This window comes from Streptomyces sp. LUP30 (assembly GCF_001746365.1).
Classification (GTDB): Bacteria; Actinomycetota; Actinomycetes; order Streptomycetales; family Streptomycetaceae; genus Streptomyces.
The window spans coordinates 1-12,188 of record NZ_MJAJ01000022.1; the positions used below are offsets into that span (position 1 = coordinate 1).

Here is a 12,188-nt window from a genome sequence, read left to right on the forward strand (position 1 = left end):
TGCCGGCGCGGCCGCCGGTCCCGCCGGCTCCGTCGCCGTGGCCGCCATCGCCGGGCGCGGGCGCCGGGTCCGCGGCCGGCACCGGGTCGTACCCGCACAGCGCCTCTTCCGCCGCGCCGACCGCGAGGCCGGTCAGCATCACCCGCCCGTCGTCGCAGACGAGGACCGTGCGGGCGGTGATGTTGCGGTGCACCCAGCCATGGGCGTGCAGCACCCGTAGCGCCATCAGCACGTCGGAGGCGACCTCGGCGGCCCGGTACGGCGTCAGCGGCTTCTCGGCGAGCAGCGCCGACAGCGGGCGCGCGGCCACCAGTTCACTCACTATCCACAGCGAGCCGCCCTCGGCGAACACGTCGAAGACCTGGTCGAGCCGTGGGTGGTCGGGGATGCTCGCCGTCGCCTGGGCCGCCTCCATCGCCCGCCGTACGACGGGGTCGGCGGGCCGCCGGGTCCCCGCGCCGGCGCCCGCGGCCCGGCCGGTGGGCCGCCGAGCCCCGCGCTCACGCGCCGTGAACCCCTCGGGCAGGCCCTCCGCGTCGAGCACCTCGGCCTCGACGACCTCCGGCAACGGCACCTGGCGGACCAGGACTTCCTGCCCGCTGTAGGTGTCGAAGGCGCGGGACTCGGTGAGTTCGTACTCGTCCGAGGGCGGCAACGGCAGGCGGTAGCGGTCGACGAGTACCCGACCCGCATAGTCGTCCACGTTGCCTCCCCCGGCCGCCCGGTCGGTCAATTCCGTTCGTCCTGCGTGCCGTTACAGCCGAATCCGGCCTTATAGCTGGATGCGTACGGTCCGCAAGCACTCACGATACGTGCCGGAGGCAACCCGCAAAGAGGGGATGCAGGATCTCACCCCGAACCCGGCCGTCCGGCGACGGCTACTTCTTCGGCTTGAAGGTGTCCGTGAGCGCCTTCCACGTGGTCTCCCGCAGAGCGGTGTCCCAGGCGGCCGACTTCGCGGTGTACATCAGCGCGTACGCGAGCCCGTCGTTCACGACGAACCCGCGGTCGACGGTGCGGTACGCCGTCCCGCCCTCCGTGTAGGTGAACTCCCAGTCGGCCGTTTTCCAGCCGCGGTAGGGCACCTGCGCTATTTGGATCTTCTTGTACTGCGAGCGCACCATGTAGCGCTCCTGGTTCTTCCAGTCCGTCAGCGGGTCGCCCTTGGGCGTGGTCGTCCAGGCGACGAGCAGTTTCTGCCCGTCGGGGCCGGTGAAACGGTCGCCGTCGCCGGAGGAGGTCTTGAACTTCCACCCCGCGGGCAGGCCGATCGAGTAGCCCTGAGCACCCTTGTGCGGCGTCGTCGCCGCCTCGCCGGCACCGCCGGGGGTGACGCCGGCCCCGGCGCCTCCGGCCACCGCGGTGTCGTTGGAGGAGGAACCGGAGGCGGAGGCGGACTGCGACCCACCGGTGTGGGTCCCGCCGCTCCCGTCCTCCTTGGTGCCGGCGCCCGGGCTCGCGCCGGCGACCGTCCCGCCGCCCTTCGCGCCGCTCGCCTTGTCGTCGTCACCGCCGAGCGTGAGGGCCAGCACGGTGCCGAGCACCGCGAGCAGCACCACCGCGGCGATGATGACCAACGTCCGCTTGGGCACCACGTCGGTCAGCGGCGCCCTGGGCACGGGGCGCGGCGGCAGGTCCGGAGGCGTCATGACGGGCCACCCCGAACTCCGCCCGGCGCCCCCGCCCTGCGCTCCCGCGCCCGAACCGGAACCAGAACCGGAACCCATGGCGGAACTCGAACCGGACCGCGAGGCGGAGACGGTGCTCGCACCGTTCCCGGAGCGGGCCGCCGGCACGGACGCGGACGACGCCGCGGATCCAGCCGCCGCCCCGGTCGCCGGCCTGGACGTCGGCGCCGAGGCGGGCGTGGGACGGGCGGGCGGGGCGGCTGCCCCGGCACCCCGGACCGCACCGTCCTGCTGCGCTTCACCCGCGCTCACCGAACCGGAAGCGCCTGCCCCGCCGGTCGGCTTGGCGCGGGAGGCTGCCGCCGAGGTGGCCGCGCCCGCCGCGACGGCGGCCTTCCGCACGGACCGGAACGCCCCGCGCAGCTTCTCGCCCGCCTCCGTGCCCGCCGAACTCCCCTTGCCCGCGGGCTCGTCGGGCTGAGCCGGCAGCGGCACGACCTTCGTCACGTCAGCCGGCTCGGCATGACCGGGCTCGGGCGCATGGAGCACGGCGTTGAGCATCGCCCGCGCACCGGCGTCGTCGAGCCGGCGCGCGGGATCCTTGGTGAGCAGGCCGTAGATGACGTCCTTCAGCGGACCCGCGTTCTTCGGCTCCTCCAACTGCTCGGTCATCACCGCCGTGAGCGTGGCGATCGCGGAGCCCTTGTCGTACGGCGGCGAGCCCTCGACCGAGGCGTACAGCAGACCGCCGAGCGACCACAGGTCCGCCGCCGGCCCCGGCTTGTGCCCGCGGGCCCGCTCCGGGGAGATGTACGAGGGCGCCCCGACGAGCATGCCGGTGGAGGTGATCGACGGGTCGCCCTCCACCTGGGCGATGCCGAAGTCGGTGAGCACCACCCGGCCGTCCTCGGCGATCAGCACGTTCGACGGCTTCACGTCCCGGTGCAGGATGCCCTCACGGTGTGCCGACCGCAGCACGTCGAGGATCGCCAGACCGACCTCCGCCGCCCGCTTCGGCTTCAGCACGCCGTCCTCGCGGATGACCTCGGCGAGCGACTTGCCCTCGACGAGCTCCATCACGATCCACGGCCGGTCGTCTTCCTCGACCACGTCGAAGACCGTCACCGCGCTGTTGTTGCGGATCCGCGCGATGGCCTTGGCCTCGCGCAACGTCCGCGTGATCAGCCGGCGCTTCTCGTCCTCGTCGATGTTCCCCGGGAACCGCAGCTCCTTGACGGCGACCGTGCGTCCGAGGGTCTCGTCCTCGGCGCGCCACACCGTCCCCATGCCGCCGCGGCCGAGTACGTCTCCCAGCCGGTACCGCCCGGCGAGGAGACGTGCGCTCTTGTCCTGACGGGGTGTTCCCGCCCGCTCCGCCTCCGACATGCGTCCCCTCATGCAACCCGCCCTGACAGAGCCTCCATTGTCCCTCACCCGACAAGTGCCCGACGCCCAGGGTGCCCCTCATCGCCTCCCGGTCGCACCCGGCAGGTGACGCATTCCGGCCAGAAGGTGCACCACGCTCCGCCCGAAGGGCGTGACGCGGAAGGAGAATCCGTGACGCCGTGCGCTGCCGCGCCGGGCGAGCGGGTGCCCTCACGTTCCGGGCGGACCCGACGGCGATCGCAGCACCCGGCCTCGAACCGGCCCTGTCCGCTGCCGAGTTCTGTCCTCGCACCCCGTACAACGCTCCGGTCACGAACAGGGATCCCGGTGCGATACACCCGTTCGAGTGAAACGCTCCGAAGGAAATCCGAAGACGGTCCGAGACCGGAACGCCATTGAGACCGGAGCACCGCGGGAACACGCCCGAACACTGCCGGAGCACGCCGGAACAGGCCGTCCGACGCCACCGGGGAGTCGGCGCGCGACGGAGGGTGAAGGTCAGAGCGGCACGATGTCCGGGGCCCCCAGCCGGGCCGCGTCCGCCGTCAGGTCGTCGGGCTGGCGCTGGGACTCGCGCTCGGCCTCGACCCGCTTCTCGTAGTGCTCGACCTCGCGCTCGATGCGGGCCTTGTCCCAGCCGAGGACCGGCGCCATCAGTTCGGCGGCCTCCCGGGCGCTGCGGGTGCCCCGGTCGAACGTCTCGATGGAGATGCGCGTACGGCGCGTCAGCACGTCGTCCAGATGCCGGGCGCCCTCGTGCGAGGCGGCGTAGACGATCTCGGCGCGCAGATAGTCGTCGGCGAACTGGAGCGGCTCGCCCAGCGACGGGTCCTCGGCGACGAGGTCCAGCACCTCCTCCGCCATCGTCCCGAACCGGTTGAGCAGATGCTCGACCCGCACCACGTGCAGGCCCGTCCGCGCCGCGATCCGCGCCCGCGCGTTCCACAGCGCCCGGTAGCCCTCGGCGCCCAGCAGCGGCACGTCCTCCGTGACGCAGTCGGCCACCCGCTGGTCGAGCCCGCGGACCGCCTCGTCGACGGCGTCCTTCGCCATCACCCGGTACGTCGTGTACTTGCCGCCCGCCACGACCACCAGCCCGGGCACCGGGTGCGCGACGGTGTGCTCACGGGACAGCTTGCTGGTGGCGTCCGACTCGCCGGCCAGCAGCGGCCGCAGGCCCGCATACACGCCCTCGACGTCGTCCCTGGTCAGGGGGGTCGCGAGCACAGAGTTCACATGTTCGAGGAGATAGTCGATGTCGGCGCTGGAGGCGGCCGGGTGGGCCTTGTCGAGGTCCCAGTCGGTGTCGGTCGTGCCGACGATCCAGTGCCGCCCCCAGGGGATCACGAACAGCACCGACTTCTCGGTGCGCAGGATGAGCCCCGTGGAGGAGCTGATGCGGTCCCGGGGGACGACGAGGTGGATGCCTTTGGAGGCGCGGACGTGGAACTGGCCGCGTTCCCCGACCATCGCCTGGGTGTCATCGGTCCACACGCCGGTGGCGTTGACGATCTGCCGGGCGCGGACCTCGTACTCCCCGCCCGCCTCGAGGTCCTGGACCCGCGCGCCGACGACCCGTTCGCCCTCGCGCAGGAAGCCCGTCACGCGCGCGCGGTTGGCCGCCTTGGCCCCGTAGGACACCGCGGTGCGCACCAGGGTGGCGACGAAGCGGGCGTCGTCCATCTGGGCGTCGTAGTACTGCAACGCGCCGACCAGCGCGTCCTTCTTCAACGCGGGGGCGACGCGCAGGGCGTGGCGGCGACTCAGGTGACGGTGCGTCGGCAGGCCCCTGCCGTGCCCGCGGGCCATGGACATGGCGTCGTACAGCGCGACGCCCGACCCCGCGTACAGCCGCTCCCAGCCCTTGTGCTGGAGCGGATACAGGAAGGGCACCGGCTTCACGAGGTGCGGGGCGAGCCGCTCCAGCAGCAGGCCGCGCTCCTTGAGCGCCTCCCGCACGAGGGCGAAGTCCAGCATCTCCAGATAGCGCAGACCGCCGTGGATCAGCTTGCTCGACCTGCTCGACGTGCCGGACGCCCAGTCGCGCGCCTCGACCAGTCCCGTGGACAGGCCGCGGGTCACGGCGTCCAGGGCGGTGCCCGCGCCGACCACACCGCTGCCCACCACCAGCACGTCCAGCTCGCGCTCGGCCATGGCCGCCAGTGACTCTGCTCGTTGTGCCGGCCCCAGTGTCGCTGTCCTCACCGCTGCCTCCCGCTGTCGGTCGCGCCGGCCGCACCCTGTCAGGGCGAGACCCGGTTCCTATCCCTCATGCCCAAATTCTGACCTTGATGCCCGACATCAGCCACCACACGCCTCCGGCCTGTGGCCGACTCGCCCGGGACCGGATGCGGCCCGTCGGAAGAACACCGCTGCTCACACGGCTGCTCGCACCGTTGTCCACCGAACCGCGCGGGCCGTGCGGGGGCGGCGGAGGCGGCGGTGGCCGCTGGTCGCGGAAGGCCGACCCCGGCCGGGCGACACAGTCGGCCCAACACAGTCGATCAATCCCGCATAACGGTCATATTTACTCCTAGTCTGACATTGCGCTCGTCCATCCTGTCCACCGGGCTTGCGCACCTGTCCCACCTCGGTTACTGGGAAGGACGGCATACGCCATGCCCGCAGATCTCGCCGTCATCGGACTCGGCCCGCTCGGCCTGCCCCTGGCTCAGGCCGCCGTCGCCGCCGGCATCCCCACCGTCGGCTACCGCACCGGCCCCGAGGCCGGCTCCCTCAGCCCCGCCGAACTGCGCCGGATGCTCTCGGAGGGTTTCCGGCCCGCCACCAACCCCGCCGAACTGGGACGGGTGCGGACCGCCGTCATCTGCGCCCCGACCCCGCGCGACGCGGACGGCGGACTCGACCTGAGCCAGGTGGAGGCGGCCGCCCGCACCCTCGCCGGACACCTGCGTCCCCACACCACCGTGATCCTGGAGTCGCCCGTGCACCCCGGGGCCACGGAGGACTTCCTGCGGCCGCTGCTGGAGGAGACGTCGGGCCTGCGCGCGGGCCGCGACTTCCACCTCGCCTACTCCCCCAGCCGGGTCGACCCCGGCAGCCGCGCCTTCACCCCGGCGAACACCCCGAAGGTCATCGGCGGGCTCACCCCCGCCTGCACCGAGTCCGCCGCCGCCTTCTACAGCCGTCTGACCGACAAGGTGGTACGCGCGCGCGGCCTGCGCGAAGCCGAGACGGTACAGCTCCTGGAGACCAACTTCCGGCACGTCAACATCGCCCTCGTCAACGAGATGGCCGTCCTCTGCCACGACCTGGGCGTCGACCTGTGGGACGTCCTCCGCTGCGCCGAGACCAAGCCCTTCGGCTTCGAGGCCTTCCGTCCCGGACCCGGCGTCGGCGGCCACTCCGTCCCCCTGGACCGCACCGGCCACCCCGGCAGCCCCCTGCGCATGGTCGAACTCGCCCAGCAGGTCAACAGCCGCATGCCCCGCTACGTCGTCCAGCGCGCCGCCGCCCTCCTCAACGAGCACGGCAAATCGGCCCGGGGCGCACGCGTGCTGCTGCTCGGCGTCACCTACAAGCCCGACCTCGCCGACCAGCAGAACACCCCGGCGCGCGAGATCGCGATCCGCCTCATGGAGCTCGGCGCGGCCGTCAGCTACAACGACCCGCACGTCCCGTCCTGGAGCGTTCTGGACCGCCCGGTCCCGCGCGCCGACTCCCTCTACGAAGCCGCCGCCGACGCCGACCTCACGATCCTCCTCCAGCAGCACCGCACCTACGACCTCCAGGGCCTGTCGGTGAAGGCGCAGCTCCTGCTCGACACGCGGGGGGCGACTCCCACGGGAGCGGCGCACCGGTTGTGAACCGACGCAGGAAAAGGGGCCGGCTCCTCACCCGGGTGAGGAGCCGGCCCCTTTCGAGGGTCCTGCGGGGCGCCGGGGTCAGCGGCGGTGCACCGAGTCCGCCACCGTGACCTCCACGCGCTGGAACTCCTTGAGCTCGCTGTAGCCGGTGGTGGCCATGGCGCGGCGCAGGGCGCCGAAGAAGTTCATCGAGCCGTCGGGCGTGTGCGAGGGACCCGCGAGGACCTCCTCGATGGTGCCGACCGTGCCGAGGTCGACCTTCTTGCCGCGCGGCAGCTCCTCGTTGACGGCCTCCATGCCCCAGTGGTGGCCACGACCCGGCGCGTCGGTCGCGCGGGCCAGCGGGGAGCCCATCATCACCGAGTCGGCGCCGCAGGCGATCGCCTTGGGCAGGTCGCCGGACCAGCCGACGCCGCCGTCCGCGATCACGTGCACATAGCGGCCGCCGGACTCGTCCATGTAGTCGCGACGGGCCGCGGCCACGTCGGCGACCGCCGTCGCCATCGGGACCTGGATGCCCAGCACGTTGCGCGTGGTGTGCGCCGCGCCGCCGCCGAAGCCGACCAGGACGCCCGCCGCACCCGTGCGCATCAGGTGCAGGGCAGCGGTGTAGGTGGCGCAGCCGCCGACGATCACCGGGACGTCGAGCTCGTAGATGAACTGCTTCAGGTTGAGCGGCTCGTGCGAGCCGGAGACGTGCTCCGCCGAGACGGTCGTACCGCGGATGACGAAGATGTCCACGCCCGCGTCGACGACGGCCTTGGAGAACTGGGCCGTGCGCTGCGGGGAGAGCGCGGCGGCGGTGACCACACCCGAGTCGCGCACCTCCTTGATGCGCTGCCCGATCAGCTCCTCCTTGATGGGAGCGGCGTAGATCTCCTGGAGCCGTCGGGTGGCCGCCTCCACGGGCAGGCTCACGATCTCGTCGAGCAGCGGCTGCGGGTCCTCGTGGCGGGTCCACAGGCCTTCGAGGTTCAGTACGCCCAGGCCGCCCAGCTCGCCGATGCGGATCGCGGTGGCCGGGGAGACGACCGAGTCCATGGGAGCCGCCAGGAAGGGCAGCTCGAAGCGGTAGGCGTCGATCTGCCAGGCGATCGAGACCTCCTTCGGGTCCCGCGTACGGCGGCTGGGGACGACGGCGATGTCGTCGAAGGCGTACGCCCGGCGGCCGCGCTTGCCGCGCCCGATCTCGATCTCAGTCACGTTTGTGGCCTTTCCCTGATGCGTTCAGCGTCTTCCAGTATCGCCGACGGGTACGACGAGGGCGGCCCCGGATGCCCCGGGACCGCCCTCGTCGCGGTGTCCCACGCGCGCGGAACGCCTACTTGCTGCTGTAGTTCGGCGCCTCGACCGTCATCTGGATGTCGTGCGGGTGGCTCTCCTTGAGGCCCGCGGAGGTGATCCGCACGAAGCGGCCCTTGCTCTCCATCTCCTCGATGGTGGCGGCGCCCACGTAGCCCATGGTCTGGCGCAGACCGCCGACGAGCTGGTGCAGGACGTTGCCGAGCGGGCCGCGGTAGGGCACCTGGCCCTCGATGCCCTCGGGCACGAGCTTGTCGTCGGCCGCGACCTCCGCCTGGAAGTAGCGGTCCTTGGAGTACGACTTGGCCTGGCCGCGGGACTGCATGGCGCCCAGCGAGCCCATGCCGCGGTAGGACTTGAACTGCTTGCCGTTGATGAACTGCAGCTCGCCCGGCGACTCCTCGCAGCCCGCGAGGAGGCTGCCCAGCATCACCGTGTCGGCGCCGGCGGCGAGCGCCTTGCCGATGTCGCCGGAGTACTGCAGGCCGCCGTCGCCGATCAGCGGGATGCCCGCCGGACGGGCGGCGAGGGACGCCTCGTAGATGGCGGTGACCTGCGGGACGCCGATGCCGGCGACCACGCGCGTGGTGCAGATCGAACCGGGGCCCACGCCGACCTTGATGCCGTCGACACCGGCGTCGATCAGGGCCTGGGCACCGTCACGGGTGGCGACGTTGCCGCCGATCACGTCGACGCGCACGCTCGACTTGATCTTCGACATCCAGCTGAGGGCGTTGCTGTTGTGGCCGTGCGAGGTGTCGACGACCAGGAAGTCCACGCCGGCCTCGGCGAGGGCCTGGGCGCGCTCCAGCGCCTCGGGGCTGGCGCCCACCGCCGCGCCGACGAGCAGCCGGCCCTCGGCGTCCTTGGCGGCCCGGGGGTACTTCTCGGCCTTGACGAAGTCCTTGACCGTGATGAGGCCCTTGAGGGCGCCCGCCTCGTCGACCAGGGGAAGCTTCTCGATCTTGTGCCTGCGCAGCAGCTCCATGGCCTCGACGCCGGAGATGCCCACCTTGCCGGTGACCAGCGGCATCGGGGTCATGACCTCGCGCACCTGGCGCGAACGGTCGGTCTCGAAGGCCATGTCGCGGTTGGTGACGATGCCGAGCAGCTTGCCGCCGCCGTCGGTGACCGGCACACCGCTGATGCGGAACTTGGCGCACAGGGCGTCGGCCTCGGCCAGCGTCGCGTCCGGGTGCACCGTGATCGGGTCGGTGACCATGCCGGACTCGGAGCGCTTCACCAGGTCGACCTGGTTGACCTGGTCCTCGATGGAGAGGTTGCGGTGCAGCACGCCGACGCCGCCCTGGCGGGCCATCGCGATCGCCATGCGGGACTCGGTCACCTTGTCCATCGCCGCCGAGAGCAGCGGGATGTTGACCCGCACGTTGCGGGAGATGCGGGACGAGGTGTCGACCGCGTTGGGGAGCACCTCGGATGCACCCGGCAGCAGCAGCACGTCGTCGTAGGTCAGCCCGAGGGTCGCGAATTTTCCGGGCACTCCGTCGACGTTGGCAGTCATGACACCTTCCCCAAATGGCCTTGATCGGTGCGGATGTCCATGCTAACGGGAAGCGCGCCGCCCGAATTCCACGGTCGCGTGCGCGTGCGGTCTTCGTATGTTCGTACGGAATCGGCGACCGGGCCGTTCAGCGACGGCGCGGCCACCGGGATTCGTCACTGCTCGGCGAGCGCCCGCAGTCTGCTGAGCGCCCGGTGCTGGGCCACGCGGACCGCTCCGGGTGACATTCCCAACATCTGGCCGGTCTCCTCGGCGGTGAGCCCCACCGCGATGCGCAGCAGGAGCAGCTCGCGCTGGTTCTCGGGCAGGTTGGCCATGAGCTTCTTCGCCCACTCCGCGTCGCTGCTGAGCAGGGCGCGCTCCTCGGGGCCGAGCGAGTCGTCCGGCCGTTCGGGCATCTCGTCGGACGGGACCGCCGTCGAGCCCGGATGGCGCATCGCGGCCCGCTGCAGGTCGGCGACCTTGTGGGCGGCGATGGCGAAGACGAAGGCCTCGAAGGGCCTGCCGGTGTCCCGGTAGCGGGGCAGGGCGAGCAGGACCGCGACGCAGACCTCCTGGGCGAGGTCCTCCACGAAGTGGCGGGCGTCGCCGGGCAGCCGGGACAGCCGGGTGCGGCAGTAGCGCAGCGCCAGCGGATGGACGTGGGCCAGCAGGTCGTGGGTCGCCTGCTCGTCGCCGTCCACCGCGCGATGGACGAGTGCTCCGATCGTCCCCACGGCAGTGACCGCCTCGTCATCGCGCATCGGTCCATGGTGCACTGCGGCCGGACCGGCCGCGGCACCGTGCCCTTCGTTGTGCACCGAAGCGTTATGAGCAGGTGCGCCGGCACTCATCCCCTGCGCCCTCCCCTTCCGCTCGACCGACTCGTCCCCGAGGAACTCCACACCTCAAGGATGCGGCATCCGCGGCGAAACGAGCAGCGGGCGCCCGCCGGGACCCTGTGCAGCCCCCGCCCGCGGTGCGCCGACGGGAGCCCTCGGTCGGCCCTCGGACCGCCTCTGAGCAGGGAGGTTCGCCCATGAGCCCGCTCTCCTCGATGAATGACCGATGTCACCTCGAACCGGTGCGATCCACCGGACGGCCCAGGCCCGTCCTGCCCCGGAACGCTCCGGGGCCGCGGGCCGGGCGGGCGGTGGGAACGGCCCTAGCGGACGAGTCCCCACCGGAAGCCGAGCGCCACCGCGTGCGCGCGGTCCGAGGCGCCGAGCTTCTTGAACAGCCGTCGGGCGTGCGTCTTGACGGTGTCCTCGGAGAGGAACAGCTCACGGCCGATCTCCGCGTTGGAGCGGCCGTGGCTCATGCCTTCGAGGACCTGGATCTCCCGCGCGGTGAGCGTGGGGGCCGCACCCATTTCGGCCGAACGCAGCCGGCGCGGGGCGAGCCGCCACGTCGGGTCGGCGAGCGCCTGGGTGACGGTCGCCCGCAGTTCCGCGCGCGAGGCGTCCTTGTGCAGATAGCCGCGGGCGCCGGCCGCGACCGCGAGGGCGACGCCGTCGAGGTCCTCCGCGACGGTCAGCATGATGATCCGCGCCCCGGGGTCGGCGGACAGCAGTCGCCGTACGGTCTCGACGCCGCCCAGTCCGGGCATGCGTACGTCCATCAGAATCAGGTCCGAGCGGTCGGCGCCCCAGCGGCGGAGCACCTCCTCACCGTTGGCCGCCGTCGTCACGCGCTCGACGCCGGGCACGGTCGCGACCGCCCGGCGGAGCGCCTCTCGGGCAAGCGGGGAGTCGTCGCAGACGAGGACGGAAGTCATGGCCGCCCTCCGCAGCTGATGCGCGTCACCTTGTGCCTCCAGGCTGGTACGAATCGTCACCTGTGCGGTCGACCGCCTCGGACGCCTGCCCGAGCGTTTTGTGTTTCCGACCGCCACCGCACTCTCAACGACGGTCACTCGAAAGAGTTACGGGGCCGCGTGCATTCTTCGGCACTCTACGTGAGGGGCCGGACACAGAGGAGTCAGCCACACGGACCCTCAAGCTTTCATCACAACCCGTGCCCCGTTTAGCCCTATTTCTTCCCTTTTGCTGGTGTCTGAGGCTAGATTCGCAATGAGTCATATTTTCATCTCCTTAGATCGTAGTTGTACGGTCGTGGGCACCGTATCCGCTCAGAACGGCTACAAGGGGTCACGCAATGGCAGATTTCTCCCGCCTTCCCGGACCGAACGCGGACCTGTGGGACTGGCAGCTTCTGGCTGCCTGCCGCGGAGTGGACAGTTCGCTCTTCTTCCATCCGGAGGGTGAGCGCGGGGCGGCTCGGAGCGCTCGAGAGAACTCGGCCAAGGAGGTCTGCATGAGGTGCCCGGTCCGCGCGCAGTGCGCGGCTCACGCCCTGGCGGTTCGCGAGCCGTACGGGGTGTGGGGCGGGTTGACCGAGGACGAGCGCGAAGAGCTCATGGGGCGGGCGCGCAACCGCCTGGTGTCGGCGTCGTCAGGCGCGAGAGACACCGCTTCGAACACATGAAGGAACGTTTCTGCGAAAGTGGCCGGAAAAAGCCGGCCCAGCGAAATCCGGCGAATC

Annotated in this window: 9 protein-coding genes; 2 read left to right on the plus strand and 7 right to left on the minus strand. The window is 71.5% G+C overall.

All coding sequences use genetic code 11. The features are described 5' to 3' along the window. From BG482_RS19445 to BG482_RS19455, 3 genes are all read right to left on the minus strand, one after another. Positions 1 to 733 (minus strand): protein kinase (locus tag BG482_RS19445; RefSeq protein WP_256096411.1); only part of this gene is annotated, 733 nt, incomplete at its 3' end. Between the two features lie 145 nt (positions 734 to 878). Then, a complete protein-coding gene (locus BG482_RS19450; protein ID WP_069770354.1) occupies positions 879 to 3,014 on the minus strand; it encodes a serine/threonine-protein kinase in 2,136 nt (711 codons plus the stop codon). A gap of 498 nt (positions 3,015 to 3,512) precedes the next feature. Further along, a complete protein-coding gene (locus BG482_RS19455; RefSeq protein ID WP_079141926.1) occupies positions 3,513 to 5,219 on the minus strand; it encodes a glycerol-3-phosphate dehydrogenase/oxidase in 1,707 nt (568 codons plus the stop codon). A 413-nt stretch (positions 5,220 to 5,632) separates the two neighbouring features. Between BG482_RS19455 and BG482_RS19460 the strand changes: the two genes are divergently transcribed. Beyond that, a complete protein-coding gene (locus tag BG482_RS19460) occupies positions 5,633 to 6,841 on the plus strand; it encodes a nucleotide sugar dehydrogenase (protein ID WP_069770356.1) in 1,209 nt (402 codons plus the stop codon). A 78-nt stretch (positions 6,842 to 6,919) separates the two neighbouring features. Here BG482_RS19460 and BG482_RS19465 read toward each other — a convergent pair whose 3' ends face one another. From BG482_RS19465 to BG482_RS19480, 4 genes are all read right to left on the minus strand, one after another. Next, the gene (locus BG482_RS19465; protein ID WP_069770357.1) at positions 6,920 to 8,044 is read right to left on the minus strand and encodes a GuaB3 family IMP dehydrogenase-related protein; all 1,125 of its coding nucleotides are present in this window, start codon (positions 8,042 to 8,044) and stop codon (positions 6,920 to 6,922) included. A 118-nt stretch (positions 8,045 to 8,162) separates the two neighbouring features. Continuing rightward, positions 8,163 to 9,665, minus strand: coding sequence for an IMP dehydrogenase (gene guaB / locus BG482_RS19470; protein ID WP_069770358.1), 1,503 nt, complete (start codon positions 9,663 to 9,665; stop codon positions 8,163 to 8,165). A 155-nt stretch (positions 9,666 to 9,820) separates the two neighbouring features. Next, positions 9,821 to 10,408 (minus strand): sigma-70 family RNA polymerase sigma factor, encoded by a 588-nt coding sequence (locus BG482_RS19475; protein ID WP_057584634.1) that lies wholly within the window; start codon positions 10,406 to 10,408, stop codon positions 9,821 to 9,823. Between the two features lie 401 nt (positions 10,409 to 10,809). Continuing rightward, positions 10,810 to 11,421 (minus strand): response regulator transcription factor, encoded by a 612-nt coding sequence (locus BG482_RS19480; protein WP_003948568.1) that lies wholly within the window; start codon positions 11,419 to 11,421, stop codon positions 10,810 to 10,812. Positions 11,422 to 11,801: 380 nt separating this feature from the next. Between BG482_RS19480 and BG482_RS19485 the strand changes: the two genes are divergently transcribed. Then, the gene (locus BG482_RS19485) at positions 11,802 to 12,131 is read left to right on the plus strand and encodes a WhiB family transcriptional regulator (RefSeq protein ID WP_057584636.1); all 330 of its coding nucleotides are present in this window, start codon (positions 11,802 to 11,804) and stop codon (positions 12,129 to 12,131) included. The last annotated feature ends 57 nt before the right edge of the window (positions 12,132 to 12,188 follow it).